Here is an 18,963-nt window from a genome sequence, read left to right as displayed (position 1 = left end):
GAAAATCTACATGTGGATCACACGCCCATAAGCATCGAGAACGCTTTCGTGCATCATCTCTGATAAAGTGGGATGCGGGAACACGGTTTGCATCAGGTCTTCTTCCGTGGTTTCCAGCTGGCGCCCAACCACATAGCCCTGAATCATTTCGGTTACTTCGGCACCGACCATATGCGCGCCCAGCAACTCGCCTGTTTTGGCGTCGAACACTGTTTTCACCATGCCCTCAGCCTCACCCAAGGCAATCGCCTTGCCATTGCCGATGAACGGGAAACGGCCCACTTTGATGTCGTAGCCCAATTCCTTGGCCTTGGCTTCGGAATACCCCACCGAGGCCACCTGCGGATGACAATAGGTGCAACCCGCGATGCTTTCGGGCTTTACGGCGTGGGGTTTGCCCCCTGCGATCAGTTCGGCCACCATGACGCCTTCGTGGGATGCTTTGTGGGCTAACCACGGCGCGCCAGCGATGTCTCCAATCGCATAAAGTCCGTCCACACCGGTACGACAATAGGCATCCGTCACCACATGGGTCCGGTCCAGTTTAACGCCCAAGGCTTCAAGCCCCAGATCCTCGACATTGCCGACAATACCTACGGCGGAAATCACAGTGTCAAACTCTTGCTTCTGGATCTTACCGCCACTTTCTATATGGGCCGTGACCTTGCCTTTGCCGCGATCCAGTTGTTTGACCATGGCTTTTTCCATGATGGTCATACCCTGTTTCACAAAGGCCTTTTTGGCGAAGGCGCTGATCTCAGCGTCTTCTACAGGCAACACCCGTTCCATCACCTCAACCACCGTTGTGTCGGCACCTAACGTATTATAAAAGCTCGCAAACTCAATGCCGATAGCCCCCGAACCTATGACCAACAATTTCTTTGGCATGCGTGGTGGCTGCAAGGCGTGCTTGTAGGTCCAGACCAGATCACCATCCGCCTCAAGCCCCGGAAGCTCGCGGGCGCGGGCACCAGTGGCCAGAACAATATGTTTGGCGGTCAGCTCTTCTTTACCTTTGTCGGTTGTAACGCTCACTTTGCCCTTAGCTGGCAGAGTCGCGGCGCCCATGAACACTTTGATCTTGTTCTTTTTCATCAAGTGGCCAATGCCCACTGAGAGTTGCTTGGCCACGCCGCGCGAACGTTTGACTACCGCATCGAGATCATAGTCGATGTTATCAGCCTTGAGACCAAACTCAGCGGCACGATGCATCAAATGAAACACTTCCGAGGACCGCAGCAAAGCCTTGGTCGGAATGCAGCCCCAATTGAGGCAAATTCCACCAAGATGTTCGCGTTCTACAATCGCTACATTCAGCCCTAGCTGTGCTCCGCGAATGGCCGCAACATACCCCCCCGGGCCCGCCCCGATCACGATCATGTCGAAATTGCCCGATGCCATGCGTCTCTCCCTTATGTGCTTCCTAAGAACCTAATGCAGATTCCCCGGTACTTCAACGAAGCCCATTGAGCGATCATTTCAATTGGTGTTTTGATTTCCGAGCGTCTTGAGTCATTTTGAGGACAAGACGTTTCACAGGAAGTCCTCGTCATGAAAACTGTAAAAAACCTTTTGCTCGCAATGATTAATGCCACCCTGATCCTCGTGGCTGTATGTCTGTTTTTGTTCTGGCAAGTTTCCAGCACAGCCGAGCGTGTCGCTGGAAACTTTGCGGCCAACTTGGATGTTCTGGAGCCTGTTACGAAAAGTGTTCGAGGCCTGACCACTGAAGTGGCCACCCTACGCATAGAATTATCCGCAGCCCAAGGGCAAACCCAGATCGCGGCCCGCATAGATGCACTGGATGCCAAGTTGGCACAGCTGCAAGCATCGATGGACAAAATTGTCGACACACCGGATCGGTTGATGATCACCGCCATCGACGCCGCCTCGGACAAGGCGACGCGCACATTGATTGAGCTACGCGACTGTCAGAAACCCGAGGCCTAAGCGGCCGCTTGATGGACTTTCTGAAGCTGTTGCACCGTGTACCCATACCCACCGAGATCAATGTATTCTTTTTCGGGGCCGGTATAGGATCGCGCAAGCGCATCATTGCGATACGGGAAACGACCAAACAGCCGGATCACTTCGCGATGTGCTTTGGCGTGCAGCATATTGGACGGGCCTGTTTCCGGCATCCGTTCCAGCATCATTCGCACGCAACGCTCTTGGTCGCATAGGTTTTCGGAATGCATCAGGGGAAGATAGAAAAACTGCCGCGCGGGCTCGTCGATTTTCAGGTCCCATTTCTGATGAATTGCCGCTTTGGCTGCACTCAGCGCTGCACGATCCGACGAAAACGCCTTAGATGTGCCCCGGAACATATTCCGGGAGAGCTGGTCATTCAGGATGATATAGGCCAGCGCACCGCTGGGATATGTCAGCCATTGCGCAAAACTGCCTTCCTGCGCGTCTTTCCAGGTATCCAGAAACTTGTCCCTGATCTCCTGATCCAAGTCTTCTGATACAGCATACCAACCTTCTGGCCCCACTTCGTCGAGCCAGAACTTCAAGATTTCTTCGGGCCCTGCCATGCCCAAACTCCTTGTGTTTGATCACCCACCACGGTGACATGAAAATGTTACGCAGATTAATGGGTTCACCTTAAGTAACAAATTGCGACATCACGACATATTATTGTGTATTTTCCGCATCTTCCTCTTCAAGAGCGGTTTCAATGGCGAATTCTTGCGCAGCTTCAACCGCAACTGGTGAAGAAGAAGGCAGAATTGGTGCGTATGTGCTGGTGTCTTCCACGGCAATCCCTGCCCGGCGGGTCATACGGAACGCGGCATAGGCAGCGATGGCCAGCATCAGGATAGCCAAGAACAGGAAATATCCCGGAGCCCCAAATACCGCCATAAACCAACCTGTCAAAACGGGGCCTGCGATTGCCCCAAGGCCGTTGATGAAAACCATTCCGCCAGAGGCCGCGGCCATGTCTTCATGCTCCAGATAGTCATTTAAGTGAGCAATCAGCAATGAATACAATGGGTTAGAGAACCCGCCCACAAGAACCGCAGCCACGAGAAGCATCATGTAACTCGTGCCAAGCAGCATACCGACAATCGCACCTATCCCCCCGATCAATCCAGCAATCAGGATAAGAACCCGGCGATCCATACGGTCGGACATCCAGCCCAACGGATACTGCACAATCATTCCACCGACATAGAAAGACGCAACAAACAACGAAATATCTTTCACGGATAGGCCTATCGAGGCCGCATAGACTGCCGCCATCCCGAATTGAGCCGCAAATACACCCCCCAAAAGAAACATACCCACCGTGCCCAAAGGAGAGATATTGACCAGTTCACGCAGGCTCATCGGTTTGGTGGCCTCAAACGCAGGCGTCGGCGAAATGCTGAGCAGAATTGGCGCAAATGAGATGGAAACCAGCACCGAAGGGATCACAAACAGAACAAAGCCCGACGGATCAGCTGTCACCAGAATGGCTTGTGCCGTGACCACACCGATCATTTGCACAATCACATACAGCGACAGCGCCTGACCCCGGGTTTCATTTGTCGCCGCATTGTTGAGCCAGCTTTCAGCGGTGACATACACACCCGAAAAGCAGAACCCGATCAGTACCCGGCAAATGAACCAAACTGTTGGGTTGGCAAATGTCGGATAGATGATGATGACGGCGGAAATAAACGACGCCAGCGCCGCAAAGACCCGTACATGCCCGACCCGCCGGATCATTTCCGGCGCCATACGTGATCCGCCGAGGAATCCAAGAAAGTAACCAGACATCACAAGCGACATCTCAAACGTGGAAAACCCTTCGATCTCGCCCCTGATCCCCAAGAGTGTCGACTGCACGCCATTGCCCAATGTCAGCAGCAGCATTCCCAACAACAGCGCCCAAGCGCCCGACAAGAACTGAAACATCGCGGCCTCCCTGCGATTCCATGAACCTCCAGATCACATACACACAAGGTGGTGTATGCTCTGTCTACGACCAGCCTAACACGTTTGCGGCATGGTTTTGGTGTTTGCGCTCCAACAGCGCAGGCATTTGCTGCGAGATAAAGTTTCCAGCTAACCCAGTTTTGTCAGTTGGATTCACCCCCAAGCGGCGGGGACTTTCTGATCCATGCCATGGTGATTTGAGACTTTGAGGCAAAGTGAACGCTCGATCACGTACTCGATGGCGCAACTGGCAGAGTGAATGAGGCCAAAGATCAAATCCCCACCAAGGCGTAATAACTGGTTAAAAAAAGGCCAAAACAAATGATTGCAACGCGAAGAGCGGATTGCGGTACAGTCAAAGCCAGACGGCCACCCAGGTAACCGCCGATCGAGGAGCTGACCATCATGACCAGAGCAAAATGCCAGGATACCGAACCACCAAACCCAAACACCACCACCGCAACCAGACTGACCGAAAACACCACAAGGTTTTTCAATGTATTGGCTTCATGCAGATCGTCAAATCCGATGAGTATCAACGCGGCCAGCATGATTTGACCCAAACCTGCGCCAAAATACCCGCCATAAACGGTGAAGGCGAAAAAGACCAAGATCGGCAATATCGGCCAGCTTTGGCCCGTGTTGCGCCCCCAAGCCAACACAGCGCGACGCAGTCTGGGGGCCGTGGCAAACAGTATGGTTGAAAATCCGATGAGATAGGGCACCAATCCCGCAAATACCTGTGCCCCTAAAACTAAGAGCATTGTGGCACCAAGTGTTCCGCCGAGCGCCGCCAGAATCATCGGACCCAGACATTTCCGCCCAAGGTGGCGCAGTTGCGGGCGATACGCGGCCAAAGCAACCAGATTTGCGGGCAACAAGGCCACCATATTTGTCGTATTGGCGACCAGAGGTGGCAAGCCCACCCAGATCAGTACGGGAAATGTGAAAAACGTGCCGCCGCCTGCAATGGCATTCACCACGCCAGCCAAAACGCCCGCAAGAGCCAAAATAATGTAAGTTTCAATTCCGACCGTCAAAAATGCACCAAAAGCGGTTTTTGGTTCTTAATGTGACGACCTACTAAAGCTTTGACATCTTTCCCTTTTTCAGGGATGTGCCGCGCCGCTACAGGCAGAAAGTCAGGGTTGTTCAGTTCAGGAAACAAAATCATCACTTCTTCACATGCCTCGGGTCCAATGGCTTTAAGCGCTTCGCGACCTGTATACAAACTTTCCGAAGGTGCGCCTTCGGAAAAGACAATTTCGTGGTTGTCGAACAGCATGTGAAAATAGGAAACGGATCGTAGATCTTGATCCACAAAGATGCTGGGGATCTCGATCAGCTTATGAGCCGCAATCAGGGCCTCGTGCGCACTAAAAATCTGTTTGGCAATCGGCGAAGATATCAAGACCCGATGCTGTGGAGATAGATACAAACCCCGTTTCGGCAAACCATGCCCAAGTGCACCCGCCACTGTTCTGATTGGTTGCAGCTTGGGCTTCAGCGCCAATTGTTGCTGTGTGACACCCTTGCTTGCGATCCACCGCACCGGATGTGCCCCGTCATCCGGCGTCAAAACCTTTTCCTCGGCATTAGATCTTCAATTGGCCGTGCATCGGTCGCGAGAACCGTCAGGAAAACTTCATGGAAGTAAGAGAGACGCGTCTCCATAAGAAAAAAATCGGTACTTTTCTGCAATCGCATGCGCGTAAATGTGGCGTATTTGGTCCTGCCCCATTAACGCCGACACCAACATCATCAATGTCGACTTGGGAAGATGAAAATTGGTCATCAATGCATCAGCGATCCGAAATTCAAAACCTGGGTAGATAAATATATCTGTTCCGCCTTCCCAGGCTTTCATGGCCCCGTCACGCGTCGCGCTTTCAATCAGTCGCAACGCGGTGGTTCCAACCGGGATGACCCGGCCTCCGGCCACCTTTGTGGCTGCAATTTCTGCCGCTGCCTGACGGCTTACCTGCCCCCATTCTGAATGCATTTTATGCGTTGTCACATCATCGACTTTTACAGGCAGGAATGTTCCGGCTCCGACATGTAATGTGACATAGGTGAAAGTAACCCCTTTGGCTTTGAGACGCTCCAGCAAAGGCGGATCAAAATGCAGGGACGCTGTGGGGGCAGCCACGGCTCCTGAGTGTCGCGCCCAGACAGTTTGATAGTCCGTTTTGTCCTGTTCATCAGCCGCACGTTTGGCCGCAATGTAAGGCGGCAGAGGCATGGCACCGGCATCTGCCAGTGCCGCATCGAAATCCTCCCCAGCCAGGTCAAACTGCAAATGCGCTTGCCCATCGGTTTTCGCAATCAATGTGGCCGCAAGAGTGTCAGAAAACACAACCTTTTCACCTTCACGAATTTTTCGCAAAGGCTTGACCAGCGCAGACCATGTCCCTTCCGCATTTGGTTCCAACAGAGTGACTTCAATTTTGGACCGCGTGTCACCTTCGGGGCCTGATCGGGTACGAAACCCTGTCAAACGCGCTGGAATGACCTTGGTATCATTCAAAACCAATCGGTCTCCGGGGCGCAACCAGTCGACAAGGTCGGACACCGCGCCATCAGTAATTTGGTCACCATTGGCCACCAGCAAACGGGCAGAACTGCGAGGATTGGCAGGCCGTGTGGCAATCAGTGCCTCGGGCAAATCGAAATCAAAATCTGCGAGTTTCATCTTGCGTCAGGATCCTGTGAGCCTTCGGTTTCATCTTCCAAAGAACGCGTGCGGGGCTTTGGTCCAGTCCCGTCCGGGCTTGGCGCGCGGAAAATCTCGCGGAAAAACCCCGGCGTCAAGGCCGATAGCGGATTGACGGCAATCTGCACCGAATCCGGCGTGCCTTTGAGGTGATAGTTAAAGGCAATGAGCCCCTCGCCTTTCTTGGAGATGACCCGGCCAACCGAATTGATAATGTAAACCGGAGAGAAGGCGCCCTGAAAATTCATAAAACGGGTTGTAAGGTTCATAACCCCATCCAACGAAATACCCATGGCCGGACCAACTGCGCTGCCTTGGGTGATGGTCAATTTGTTCGGTGCCAAGAGGAAACTGCCAGCAATTTCGGTTAACAGAATGCCCGGTCCGTTTAACTGGTCTAAAAGACCAATCACGCTGACTGCGTTCAACAGCTCTGCAAAGGCAGGAGCCTCCTGAATTCTGACGTTCAGTATCGTGACATTTCCCGAGAAATGCCCCTCCTGTGCGCCCGGCGACAAGTGCAACACCAGGTCTCCTTGTCCCGAGGATTTTGTTATCCCCATGGCCGAGATCACCTGACCGCCTTGATCAGATGTTATTTTGAACGCCTGCCCTTTTTTCTGAGACACCATTTGGCCGGCAATTGGGGCTTGTCCGTTGAACAAACCTGTAAAGTCGCCTCCAAAGCCCCCCTTATCCTCGAACCGTCCTTTAAAATTTGACAGGTAATAGGTGTCGGTAATTTGAACGCGCTCAAGATTGGCTGAAATTGGCCCAAGCCCTCCGCCTGATGTGCTTGCGCCACTCTCGGACCCATCGCCCGAAGGCAACCCCCTTACATCGAAACGTCCGCTAAATAGGTTGATTTCAGGTGCAATCCCCTCGCCCCTGCTTCGAATTTCGCCGGTGCCATTTAGCCAGTCTCCGACCTCAAAGGCGTTCAGTTTAACCCGGTCGAGACCGCCTTTTGGGCGCATCGCAACACTCCCATCTACTGAGAGGCCGGGGGCCTGAAAGGTAAATTCATCAATGCTCGGCGGACTGGATACAGTCATGTCCATGGTGGCCCGCCCTGTGCTGTTCTTGGGTTTGGCATACCCCAGAGGTGGAAAAGAAACGCCAAGCCCCTCAATATCGGAATTCAGCGTCAAAGTTGGTGGCACACCGCGCATCATCTCCATTCGGAAATCGGCCAATGCCTTGCCAGAAAACGTGCCATCCGGAAAACCGACGTCAAACTCGTCCACCGCCAATTGGCTAAGTTCTGCTGTGCCAGTTATCGCGCTTTTTCCGCCGCTATTTGGTCCGATTTTCGAACGCCACCGCGCCTGAACCGGCAACCGTCCGACGGTGACATCACCATCAATCACGATCTCTTTGTTGTTTACTGTGCCCGTAAGCGCCCCAGCGATCACTTTGTCCTTGATGAAATGCGACGTTTCAACCTGAGGCACCACCAAATCGACGGCAAAAATGACATCCTCGGGTTTGACCTTTTGTTTTAGCGTCAGATCGATTGTTCCCACGCCGCGCACTGACCCTTTAGCAAGATCAACGGGTAATTTGGCTTTGTCCATTACCGACAAGGGCTTGCGATTGAGCAGCGACAAGGCGGCGGTCACCGGACCTTTGGCTGACAACCTAACGGTTGCTGGAGATTCCTTGAGACGCGTGTTGTGCACCACGAAACCTGTGCCCGAAATATCGATGTCTCCGCCTTGATCCGCTGTAACATACCCACTTTCGGCACCTACAAGAAAACGGTTGCGCATGAACGAAGCAACCCCCTGCCCCGCGCGCAGGATTGGCATATTTTTCATGAATTTGAGGTTTAGATCAGAGAACAGGAAATCCAGATAAACGTCCGGAGGTTCAGCCCCCTTTGATCGCAATGCAACGTTAATGTCTTTGAGGGCAATCGAATGGATATTTTTGCTTATCCAATTGCGCAGCTTTGGTTTAAAGCGCTCTGGCCAGGCGCCGAGGGCGGCATCAAGATTCAAGCTGGTCATGCTGCCGTCGACTTTGTAATCCCAGACATCATTCTGAGGTGCCAACCACCCTTTTAAATTCAGCCTCTGACCTTTCTGTGACAACACCAATTGCCCAACTGTCAGTTCAAAGGGATTGATCTGAAGACGCACGTCAGCAAAGGCGTTATCCAATGCAATAGGACTATCGGCAAGATTGTTTGGATTGAGATCCAGTTGCGAAAACTCGAGTTGCACAATCATTTCCTGCGGCAGGCCACTGTCCATTTTTCGCAAATACGCAGTGCCAAAAGCCCGTGCACCAACCCAACCTGCCTGTAGTGAAAACTCGTCCAGCGTCAGGGTCTGGCTTTTGGGATCAAACGACAAATAGGTGTGGGCCGAGTCAAAGGGGATGGGTTTGACTTCATTGTCCGGTTGCAGTGCACCTGCTCCAATTTGCAGGGCGACACTTGTCGGGCCCAACACACCCTGGCCGTCCGTCGACGCCCTTAGTGACCCCGAAATGGGAGCCTGCAAAATCTCAAGCCAGGCGAGCGCCGGAGATTGCGAGGCGATATCACTTGCGGGCAAGTCTTCAAAAGTCATGCCGAAATGGGACACATTGGTGGCAAAAGACGTCTGGGCCGTCACCTCGATCGAAGACACATAAGACCGTGCGCCCAAGGCAATAAGGCTGGCCGACAGGTTCAGGTCATTGCCATCCCGCGTCAATCGTGCCTGCCCGCCATCAATCGTCCACCCCCGACCTGCACGCACATCCTCATACCGAAGGTGCAAGGCCTCAATTTCGACCTCATCCAACAAAGCCAGCCCCGGTTGGTCAAAAATGGTCTCTAACGCGGGACCCAAATTCGCCAAGGTGGTGCTCGCGTCGATGGGATCTGCACTGGCCCCCTCGCCCAGCGTGATATTGAACGCCCCATCCCCCAAACGCCGAAGGCTCAGAAACGCTCCCGACAGATGAACGCGCTTTGGGGCCATCTGCCCTCGAAGGACTTCGGTTAACGACAATGTGACGTCGACTTCCTCTAGTTCAATCGCGCTCGAGGATTTGGCCTCGCGCAACACAATGTTACGGGCCCGAATTCGGGGGTGCCAATTGCCCTCCACCACAATCGAAATATCGCCAAGAGACACCTCAACTTGTGGAAACTGGCTGGCCAGAACCTCTTCGGCGCGATCTGCCACAAAGGTCGGAAGCTGCAAAGGCCGCCCGATCAACACAAAAAGAGCGACTGTAAAAGCAACAATAAACAAACTGACGCTCATCAACAACCACAGCCCAACGCGTCGCATTCGACGTGGACGCTGTTGCGTTTCCGGCTCTGTGTTGTCGGCTTGGGACAGGGTAAACCTCATCTGCTTCATATTGGGCTTGCTCAGCCATACACTCGTTATACGTTATGCCTGTGTAATCCGAGGAATCTCAAGATGTTTGACCTGTTAGACCCCGCCCCTGAGGTGATATTGCCCGCCAACGCAGATCAGCAGGTGTCGCTGGCATCACTCCGGGGCCAAAAGGTGGTGCTGTTCTTTTATCCACGTGACAACACTGCGGGTTGCACAAAAGAGGCGATTGGCTTTACCGAGGCCCTGCCTGAGTTCGAGAAAAACGGTGCCGTGGTTCTGGGAATTTCCAAGGACTCGTTGGCCTCGCATGAGCGGTTCATTGCCAAAAAGGAACTGGGCATGCCGCTTTTGTCGGACGAACACAGCGACGTCTGTGAACGTTACGGCGTCTGGAAAGAAAAAAAGATGTACGGGAAGACCTTTATGGGAATCGAACGGTCGACGTTTCTTATCGATGATTTAGGGCGCATCGCAGGTATCTGGCGCAAGGTCAAAGTTGATGGCCATGTGACCGAGGTCCTGGAGGCGGTGAAAGCGCTGTGACCGATTTGACGCTCACACAAATGGCGGTTGATGTGCTGACCACGGCTGATGGTCGGGTCAAGACCGCGCTTAGTCACCAACATGCGGCGACATGGTTTGCGTCTCGTGATGCTGGAAAAGCATTGGAAATTGGCAATGCGGTTCCGCCGATGCAGCCATCGAGGCCGGAAAAGCCCGAACTGTTATCGCCACGGGATGTTCCGCGCAGGCGCCCCGGCAGCCCGCAGGGTCGCATTGCATTGCTGCACGCCGTGGCCCATATCGAATTGAACGCGGTTGATCTGCACTGGGACATAATCGCGCGTTTTTCTGACGAACCCATGCCGGTTGGATTTTACGACGACTGGGTCAAGTCAGCGGATGAAGAATCTAAACATTTCAATTTGATATGTGACTGTCTTGAAGCGATGGGCAGCCATTATGGGGCTCTGCCGGCCCACGCGGGCATGTGGCGCGCGGCCGAAGACACGGCGCAGGACTTCATGGGGCGTCTTGCGGTTGTACCCATGGTTCTTGAGGCCCGCGGGCTGGATGTGACACCGGGCATGATCCAGGTTTTCAAACAAGCCAAGGAGGCCAAAACGATTGAGGCGCTTGAGCTGATCTATGCCGAAGAAGTTGGTCATGTCGCCTATGGGTCAAAGTGGTTTCATTTCTTGTGCGGGCGCAACAATCTGGATCCAAAGGACGTGTTTCACACGCTTGTGCGGCGCTATTTCCATTCGACCCTTAAGCCACCGTTTAACGAAGAAAAGCGCGCCGAAGCTGGGTTGCCGCCCGATTTCTACTGGCCACTCGCCGACGAAACGCCTCGCAAAAAGCGCACTTAGCTCCTCTGCGATCGGCGATAGTTTGCGCGATCGGTCAAACTGCGCCGCCTTGCCGCCCCTTTGAAAGGCGTAAAAACCTTGCCCTAACCGCAACTGCTCGTTAAGAAATCCGGGCCGGGGCAAAGACAAGAACCTCGGACATCTGGGATGGGATTAAGGACGAGGCACGTGCGCACACGGCTGGCTATCAAATTACACACTGTACTTGAGCAGTATTTCCCAGAGCGTCGGTTGTTCCTGCGCTCCGAGGACGACACGCGATTTATTCGCCTGCGCCCCAGCACTCAGCTGATCGCTTTTATGGGGGGATCGCTGATTATCGCATGGACGATTATTGCCACTGCGATCCTGCTGATGGACTCGATTGGCTCTGGCAATTTCCGCGAACAGGCCCGCCGCGATCAACAGACTTATGAGCAACGGCTGAACAATCTCTCGGACGAGCGCGATGTGCGCACCGAAGAGGCTTTGGCCGCGCAAAACCGATTTAACTCAGCGCTTTCGCAAATCTCCGCTATGCAATCCGAGCTTTTGGCCTCGGAATCCCGGCGTCGCGAGTTGGAAACCGGCATTGAGGTTATCCAATCGACCCTGCGACGCACCATGAAAGAGCGTGAAACGGCACTGGCACATACCTCAAACCTTGAAAACAGCGCAAACCAATCGGCCACCGCGGGTTCTGGCGGAGCGCCTCTTGGCAATGACATGATGGATGCCCTGTCCTCTGTTCTGGCGCAAACAGCCGCTGAACGGGATCAAGTTATCGCAGATGCGGAAGAGGCCTTGAAAGCGGTCAAAGAAATGGAGCTGGAGTTGGCTCTGATGGAAGAAAAGAACGACCAGATTTTCCGCCAACTCGAAGACGCGATGACCATTTCGGTTGAGCCGCTTGAGAAAATGTTCACAGCCGCTGGCATGGATACCAAATCGCTGCTGAACGAAGTACGTCGTGGATACAATGGCCGAGGTGGCCCTCTGATGCCGCTTGCGTTCTCGACCAAGGGGGGCGAGTTGACCAAGGAAACCCTGCGCGCCAACGACTTATTGGATCAACTGGATGAGTTGAACATGTACCGCATTGCGGCAGAGACACTGCCTTTAGATTCGCCGCTGAAAAGCGCCTTCCGCTACACCAGCGGATTTGGCATGCGCTGGGGACGGATGCATAATGGGACTGATTTTGCGGCAAAACACGGCACTCCAATCTATTCTACCGCGGACGGTGTGGTCATCCACGCCGATTGGCTGTCGGGATATGGCCGCCTGATCAAGATCAAACACGAATACGGAATCGAAACCCGTTACGCCCACTTGGCGAAAATCCGCGTGAAGGTCGGACAAAGGGTCTCGCGCGGCGAACAGATAGGTGATATGGGCAATTCTGGACGATCGACAGGCACGCACCTGCACTATGAAATTCGCAAGAACGGACGCGCCGTCAATGCGATGAAATTTATCAAGGCTGGACGAAATGTTTTCTAAGAGCAAAATCAACGAACCCGCACCGAAATCCGCTGATGCAGCTAAATCTGCTGTACCGGAAGCTCCGGCTGCCAAGATTCCACCAAAGCCTGCTGGCGATTTCAAAGCAGCGGCGCCCAAGGCAAAACCGCCCGCGTCGATTCTGTCTTCGGACCTGCATGTTACGGGAAACATGAAAACAACCGGTGACATCCAAGTGGAAGGCACCGTGGAAGGCGACATTCGTGCGCACCTGCTTACAATTGGCGAAAGCGCGACAATCAAAGGCGAAGTGATCGCTGATGATGTGGTGATCAATGGCCGTATCGTGGGCCGCGTACGTGGCTTGAAAGTGCGCCTGACATCGACCGCACGCGTCGAAGGTGACATCATCCACAAGACTATCGCGATCGAAAGCGGTGCGCATTTCGAAGGTTCTGTTCAGCGTCAGGACGACCCGCTGACCAAGAAAGATGCAGCCCCCAAGGCCGCTGCACCTAAAGCCAACGTCTAATACCTTTGATCCACAAAAATCTTAAAGAGCGCTCCAGGTGGAGCGCCTTTTTTTTCCGTCCGCGACAGGTATCAACGCCGCACGTATTGGCTAGTTGCGTTTTGGTCGACCTGGTAATCCCAGGCCGTGCTGTTTCGATCCATCGCCGCGTTGACCACATTTTTCATTTTTAGGCGATCCCAGACGTCACTCCCGATCTTGTCCAGATCGAACCGTCCACCGGTTATGATTTGATCCAGCTCATTCTCCAGTTTGGCGTGCTCCGGGCGCCCTGACAGATTGTTCCATTCATCCGGATCCTGAACGAGATTGAACAGCTGCGGCGCTTCACCGTGACAATAAATATACTTCCAGTCCCCCACGCGCACCATAAACGCCGGGCGCATAATCCCTTCTCCGTGATACTCGGAGATGATGGGAACAACCTCCAGAGCCTCGCCGCGCAATGCTGGCATCAACGAGCGACCCTCCATAGGAACAGCTGGAGTCTGGCCAGCCATCTCCACTAAGGTAGACGGCAAATCAATAAGCGATACAGGGGTTTCAACCTTGCTTGCTGGCGCGCCGGGCATATCGATAAACAACGGAATACGGGTCGACCATTCATAAAGGTGGCGTTTTTGGATCATGCCCTTCTCGCCTAGCATTTCGCCGTGATCCGACGTCAAAATGACGATCGTATCTTCGCGCAAACCCTGTTCCTCCAAGACTTCGATCAGTTCACCGATCTTGTCGTCCACATAATGAGCCAGCGCCGCAAACCCCCGTCGCATCGCCAACAGGTTTTCCGGATCACGGATGCGGTCTCCCTCGCGATCCAGCCCAAGCCAACGCCGCATCAGACGATCATAGCCTGAGTATCTCTGGTCCATATCTTCAGGAAACTGTGGCACATCCAGATCCGCATCCTTGTACATTTCCCAATACTTACTAGGAACTTTGTAAGGTGGATGTGGATTGGTAAAAGATACCGTAAGCATCCAAGGCTCTTCTGGAGTGTGGCGCAGATATTCCAGGCTACGAAAGTGCGTTTCTTCGTCATACTGCAGTTCTTTCGACCATCCGGGGCCGATGTTCTCGCTGACATATTGGGCGACAAAATCAAAAGCCTGAAAATCCGGATCATCTTCGGGCGGCATCGGGTAGGACCAGATAAAACCTGACGGGTAAACATCAGTGTTCAGGCGCCTCTTGAAACCGTGCAACTGATCCGCACCAATAAAGTGCATTTTGCCTGCCAGAACAGTGTCATATCCCGCATTGGTAAGGTAATGGGCAAAAGTCGGAATAAAGGAATCGAAGGGATCGCCATTGTCATAACATCCCGTTGTTGATGTGTGCATACCAGTCATGAAACAGGACCGCGCGGGCACGCAGATGGGGCTGGGGGAATAAGCGTTGGTGAATGCCACCGACCGCTGCGCCAACGCCGACATATGCCGAGTCCGCGCCTGTGGATACCCGCAGGCCTCGAGCATAAAGGGCGGCATCTGGTCGGTCATGATCAACAGAATATTGGGATGTGTATCGGCAGGCATGTCGTGTCCCTTCAGAATCAATTTATCGGTGTTATCGGCAATGCTACTTCAAAGCATGCGACTTTTCTGAACGTTCACGACACGCCAATGTCTTATTTTTGAGCAAATGCACACGACAAATTGGGAAGATCTGACTTCGCATGCTCTTACGTCGGGTTTGGACGCTGGTTGCGCCAATTCCTGACAGATCGTATCTAGTCGTCAAACCCACCATCATCATCAAAGCTGTCCGACACCATGGACATCCCCAGAATTGTGGCGCCTGCCTCGCCGTAATCCGCCTTTTGACCGGCTTTACGTTTTTTATGAGCGCCCCGGGCGGCAAAAAAGATAACGACTCCGATAAGGCTGAGACCTCCGCCGAAAACCGGCGCGGCAATTGCATCTTCGGTCATTCCTTTGGCATCAATTGTTTCAATTCCGGCACCAAGGATCACAACCCCAAATAACAAAAATCCCAGCGACAGAACTATTCCGATAAAATATCTCATGACAGGCTCTTTCCTGTCCCGAGCATACCAGAAGGTGCGAAAACCCACGTTGAGCCATCTCAACGCGGTATCACATTGATCTAATTGCCCAGCATCCATGTCCCGTCCGGCCAAAAGGCGTGATAGGCAAAAGCAAACATTACGTCGTGGGGGACATCGCGTCCCTGCCCGTCTTTGACACGGATTGATCCCACATCACGCCCTTTTGCCATTGTCCCGGCATCCAATGCCGAGGCCTGGCCTTGACGCCAGCTGATCTCTAGCCCGGCCTCGCGCACTACGGTTTCTTCGCGCAGGCGCTGCATGGGCCAGGCTCGAGCCCCAACGCGCACGACACGCGACAAGGCTTCGATCCCATGCGGTGGCAATTCTCCGCTGTAAAGGAAGGGACGCTTAGAACTGTCGTATCGTTCATAAGGATTGCGACCGTAGCGCCGGTTATGCGGCGGCTGGACCATGACCAATCCGCTTGGGTTCTCGGCCATGTATTGAGCCCATCCCTGCATATAGCTGGGCAGAAGGTGCAGCTCTGTGCCCGTCAGATCGCCAACGATGGCCGTGCCAAGGGCCTGTTGCCACCAGCTTTGGGTTTCGCGGTCATACATCACCATGTCTGAGTTCCGAAGTTTACCGGACACCCCAAATGTCAGCGTCTGACCTGCAACCCGCCGATCGAACGTTAAGGCCGAATTGCATAAAGGGCAAAATGTGACCGCAATGGGAACGCCACCTATCGTGTCATTCACAATCTCATGCCAAGTCAGGTAGCGCAGCGGATAAGCGCGCGGATCACTCCCCGCAATTTCCAGCACGATCACAGGTTCCAATGCACCGATCCTGGTCTCTTGTTCAGCCCGAATAAACTGCGGGTCACTCAGGGCTGGAATACCGTCCTTGGGCGGGCCTCCGGACAGGATTTCCACCCAATTGGTCACAGAAGTCTTAGCAAAATCTGTTTCCGGCCATTCGTGTTTCCAGAAATCCGGATTGGCACTGGCGCTGGAGCCAAGCAAAACCAGTAATAGTGCCGCGAACAGGTGATTAAGTAAAAACATCTGTGAGCCTCCCTAGGTCAGAAGCAGGCTTGCAAAAAATAAGGGGGGCCGCATAGCCCCCCTCACAACAGTTTGATGGTGTTTGACTGCGAGCTTAGTCGATGACTGTGACGGTTTTCATCATGTCGGGCTGGCCAATCACCGATCCGTTTTGACCTTTGCCAAGCTTGATCTGATCCACAACATCCTGACCAGAGGTCACTTTTCCGACCACGGTGTATTGCCCGTTCAGTGAAGAATATTCGGTGAACATGATGAAGAACTGCGAGTTCGCAGAGTTTGGGTTCTGAGAACGGGCCATACCCACGATACCTTTTTCAAAAGGGATATCTGAGAACTCGGCCTCCACGTCCGGGCGAGAAGATCCGCCCATACCTGCACGGCGCATATCGCCGCCCATTTTACCGAACTGCACGTCTCCGGTTTGCGCCATGAAGCCTTGGATCACGCGGTGAAACACCACGCCATCATAGGCACCCTCGGCGGCCAGAGTGGTGATTTGCTCGACATGTTTCGGGGCCACATCTTCGAACAGGTCAATAGTGACAATGCCATTGGCCTCGCCTTCGATCTCAATCTGAATGCCCGTGGCTAGTGCAGGGCTGGCCAAAAGGGTCAGAGCCAGCGCTGCCTTAAGCATCTTCGTCAGCCGCAACTTTTACGCTGATCATGCGGTCGGGCGACATCGGCGGCTCGCCGCGTACAATCGCGTCTACGTGCTCCATGCCTGAAATCACACGACCATAAACGGTGTATTGATTGTTCAGGAAATGGTTGTCACCGAAGTTGATGAAGAATTGCGAATTGGCACTGTCAGGCGCCTGACTGCGGGCAGCGCCCAAAGTGCCACGGTCGTGTGGAATGCGGCTGAATTCGGCTTTGAGGTTCGGCAGGTCCGACCCGCCAGTGCCTGCACCACGGATGTTAAAGTCTTTTTCCATGTTGCCGTTAGCGACGTCGCCGGTCTGCGCCATGAACCCGTCAATCACACGGTGAAAGCAGACATTGTCGTACTGACCTGACCGGGCCAGTTCTTTCATGCGCTCCGAATGGCCCGGTGCGATGTCAGGCATCAATTCGATGACAACAGTGCCGTCTTTCAGTTCCATCAGGATGGTGTTTTCTGGGTCTTTGATCTCGGCCATGGGGCTCTCCTATGAATTCGTTTGGGCGATAGTTAATCACCCTGGAACCGAATGCCAAGACATCGCATTGACCCACGCCCAGTTTCCTTTAGAGAACAGGGGGTATTTTGAACAAGGAGAGCCTGAAATGTCTTGGAAAACACTGGACGACATGGATCTTGCCGGTAAACGGGTTCTGACCCGCGTAGACATCAATGTTCCCATCGTCGACGGCGTGGTCACAGACTCGACCCGCATCCAACGCATCGCACCGACCGTGACGCATATCCTTGCTTCAGGTGGTCGTCCGGTTCTTCTGGCTCATTTTGGTCGCCCCGGTGGCGAGCGGCGCACTAACCTGTCGCTGAACCAATTGGTGCCGACGCTGGAACAGGCGTTTAAAGCACCCGTAGTCTTTGCGTCAGATTGTGTTGGCACCGAGGCCGAACTGGCCGCCGAGACGCTGCAACCAGGTCAGGTTCTGTTGCTGGAAAACACTCGTTTTCATGCGGGGGAGACCAAAAATGATCCTGAGTTGGCCAAAGGCATGGCCAAATTGGGTGACGTGTTCTGCAATGACGCGTTTTCTGCCGCTCACCGTGCGCATAGTTCCACCGAAGGTCTGGCGCACCTGATGCCTGCTTGTGCTGGTCGATTGATGCAGGCCGAGCTGGAAGCGCTGGAAAGCGCACTTAGCAAACCGCAGCGTCCTGTGACGGCGGTTGTGGGCGGTGCCAAAGTATCCACCAAACTGGAACTTTTAAGCAACTTGATTGAGAAGGTCGACAATCTGGTGATCGGTGGCGGGATGGCCAACACGTTCCTTGCCGCTCAAGGATTGGATATTGGCAAATCTCTGGCCGAGCGCCTGATGACAGACACTGCCAACGAGATCATAGCCAAAGCCAAAGAAACCGGCTGCCAAATCATCCTGCCAAAGGACATCGTTGTTGCGCGCAAATTCGAAGCCCACGCCAACAATGAAACCCTGCCGGTCGACGCCTGCCCGGCGGACGCGATGATTTTGGACGCAGGTCCTGAAAGCGTCAAAGCCATCACGGAAGTTCTGCAGAACAGCAACACGTTGATCTGGAACGGTCCGTTGGGCGCGTTTGAGATGGAACCATTCGATGCAGCCACCAATGCCGCAGCCCTTAAGGCGGCCGCCTTGACCCGCGCAGGACAGTTGATTGCGGTTGCAGGCGGCGGTGACACGGTGGCCGCGCTGAATGCGTCCGGTGCTGCACGCGATTTCACCTATATTTCGACCGCAGGCGGCGCATTTCTGGAATGGATGGAGGGTAAGGTATTGCCCGGAGTAGCCGCTCTCGAATCCTGATCAGGAAGCACATGGCCCTGCGGCATTTGTTGGATGTCACACCTTGTTAGCGCCACCACGATTGCAACGCTCGCCCCGCTCGCATAA

Annotated in this window: 18 protein-coding genes; 6 read left to right on the top strand and 12 right to left on the bottom strand. The window is 53.8% G+C overall.

From position 1 onward, the window contains the following. Positions 1-6 precede the first annotated feature (6 nt). Positions 7-1,401 (bottom strand): dihydrolipoyl dehydrogenase, encoded by a 1,395-nt coding sequence (gene lpdA, locus BUC32_RS04130; RefSeq protein WP_073249714.1) that lies wholly within the window; start codon positions 1,399-1,401, stop codon positions 7-9. A 150-nt stretch (positions 1,402-1,551) separates the two neighbouring features. Here lpdA and BUC32_RS04125 point away from each other — a divergent pair, with 150 nt between their 5' ends. Continuing rightward, positions 1,552-1,950, top strand: a complete 399-nt coding sequence (locus tag BUC32_RS04125) for a hypothetical protein (protein WP_073249713.1) — start codon at positions 1,552-1,554, stop codon at positions 1,948-1,950. Here BUC32_RS04125 and BUC32_RS04120 read toward each other — a convergent pair. From BUC32_RS04120 to BUC32_RS04095, 6 genes are all read right to left on the bottom strand, one after another. Further along, on the bottom strand, positions 1,947-2,537 hold the full coding sequence (locus BUC32_RS04120; protein ID WP_073249712.1) for a DUF924 family protein: 591 nt from the start codon (positions 2,535-2,537) through the stop codon (positions 1,947-1,949). The two genes, BUC32_RS04125 and BUC32_RS04120, sit on opposite strands and share 4 nt — an antisense overlap. Positions 2,538-2,637: 100 nt before the next feature. Continuing rightward, entirely contained in the window at positions 2,638-3,903 is a 1,266-nt protein-coding gene (locus BUC32_RS04115) for an MFS transporter (RefSeq protein ID WP_073249710.1), read from the bottom strand. 293 nt (positions 3,904-4,196) lie between these two features. Next, a complete protein-coding gene (locus BUC32_RS04110; protein WP_083599239.1) occupies positions 4,197-4,964 on the bottom strand; it encodes a sulfite exporter TauE/SafE family protein in 768 nt (255 codons plus the stop codon). After that, positions 4,961-5,503 (bottom strand): Hint domain-containing protein, encoded by a 543-nt coding sequence (locus BUC32_RS04105; protein ID WP_073249708.1) that lies wholly within the window; start codon positions 5,501-5,503, stop codon positions 4,961-4,963. The genes BUC32_RS04110 and BUC32_RS04105 overlap by 4 nt, the downstream gene beginning before the upstream one ends. 66 nt (positions 5,504-5,569) lie before the next feature. Beyond that, positions 5,570-6,616: a tRNA preQ1(34) S-adenosylmethionine ribosyltransferase-isomerase QueA gene (gene queA, locus BUC32_RS04100; protein WP_073249706.1), complete on the bottom strand. Its 1,047-nt coding sequence runs from the start codon at positions 6,614-6,616 to the stop codon at positions 5,570-5,572. After that, entirely contained in the window at positions 6,613-9,999 is a 3,387-nt protein-coding gene (locus BUC32_RS04095; protein WP_073249704.1) for an AsmA-like C-terminal region-containing protein, read from the bottom strand. Before BUC32_RS04095 ends, queA begins: the two co-directional genes overlap by 4 nt. A 63-nt stretch (positions 10,000-10,062) precedes the next feature. Between BUC32_RS04095 and BUC32_RS04090 the strand changes: the two genes are divergently transcribed. The 4 genes from BUC32_RS04090 (at position 10,063) to BUC32_RS04075 (ending at position 13,329) form a co-directional block, all read left to right on the top strand. Further along, on the top strand, positions 10,063-10,524 hold the full coding sequence (locus BUC32_RS04090) for a peroxiredoxin (RefSeq protein ID WP_073249702.1): 462 nt from the start codon (positions 10,063-10,065) through the stop codon (positions 10,522-10,524). 20 nt (positions 10,525-10,544) lie between these two features. Beyond that, complete coding sequence (locus tag BUC32_RS04085; protein ID WP_073249700.1) at positions 10,545-11,354, top strand: ferritin-like domain-containing protein; 810 nt, start codon at positions 10,545-10,547, stop codon at positions 11,352-11,354. A gap of 168 nt (positions 11,355-11,522) precedes the next feature. After that, positions 11,523-12,836 carry a M23 family metallopeptidase gene (locus BUC32_RS04080; RefSeq protein ID WP_073249698.1) on the top strand — a complete coding sequence of 438 codons (1,314 nt, stop codon included), beginning with the start codon at positions 11,523-11,525 and terminating at the stop codon, positions 12,834-12,836. Next, positions 12,826-13,329 carry a bactofilin family protein gene (locus BUC32_RS04075; RefSeq protein ID WP_073249696.1) on the top strand — a complete coding sequence of 168 codons (504 nt, stop codon included), beginning with the start codon at positions 12,826-12,828 and terminating at the stop codon, positions 13,327-13,329. Before BUC32_RS04080 ends, BUC32_RS04075 begins: the two co-directional genes overlap by 11 nt. Positions 13,330-13,400: 71 nt before the next feature. Here BUC32_RS04075 and BUC32_RS04070 read toward each other — a convergent pair whose 3' ends face one another. The 5 genes from BUC32_RS04070 to BUC32_RS04050 all read right to left on the bottom strand — a co-directional run bounded on the left by BUC32_RS04070 (position 13,401) and on the right by BUC32_RS04050 (position 17,558). Continuing rightward, positions 13,401-14,867 carry a sulfatase-like hydrolase/transferase gene (locus BUC32_RS04070; RefSeq protein WP_073249694.1) on the bottom strand — a complete coding sequence of 489 codons (1,467 nt, stop codon included), beginning with the start codon at positions 14,865-14,867 and terminating at the stop codon, positions 13,401-13,403. Positions 14,868-15,061: 194 nt separating this feature from the next. Further along, positions 15,062-15,358 carry a hypothetical protein gene (locus BUC32_RS04065; protein WP_139280627.1) on the bottom strand — a complete coding sequence of 99 codons (297 nt, stop codon included), beginning with the start codon at positions 15,356-15,358 and terminating at the stop codon, positions 15,062-15,064. Between the two features lie 80 nt (positions 15,359-15,438). Further along, on the bottom strand, positions 15,439-16,413 hold the full coding sequence (locus BUC32_RS04060; RefSeq protein WP_073249690.1) for a DUF3179 domain-containing protein: 975 nt from the start codon (positions 16,411-16,413) through the stop codon (positions 15,439-15,441). Between the two features lie 94 nt (positions 16,414-16,507). Next, complete coding sequence (locus BUC32_RS04055) at positions 16,508-17,053, bottom strand: peptidylprolyl isomerase (protein WP_073249687.1); 546 nt, start codon at positions 17,051-17,053, stop codon at positions 16,508-16,510. Beyond that, the gene (locus BUC32_RS04050; RefSeq protein ID WP_073249685.1) at positions 17,046-17,558 is read right to left on the bottom strand and encodes a peptidylprolyl isomerase; all 513 of its coding nucleotides are present in this window, start codon (positions 17,556-17,558) and stop codon (positions 17,046-17,048) included. The genes BUC32_RS04055 and BUC32_RS04050 overlap by 8 nt, the downstream gene beginning before the upstream one ends. Positions 17,559-17,685: 127 nt before the next feature. On the opposite strand from BUC32_RS04050, the gene BUC32_RS04045 reads away from it, so the two are divergent. Then, on the top strand, positions 17,686-18,876 hold the full coding sequence (locus tag BUC32_RS04045) for a phosphoglycerate kinase (RefSeq protein ID WP_073249870.1): 1,191 nt from the start codon (positions 17,686-17,688) through the stop codon (positions 18,874-18,876). The last annotated feature ends 87 nt before the right edge of the window (positions 18,877-18,963 follow it).

Source organism: Shimia gijangensis, from assembly GCF_900142085.1.
Classification (GTDB): domain Bacteria; phylum Pseudomonadota; class Alphaproteobacteria; order Rhodobacterales; family Rhodobacteraceae; genus Shimia; species Shimia gijangensis.
This window is presented reverse-complemented; position numbering and strand designations above follow the sequence as displayed.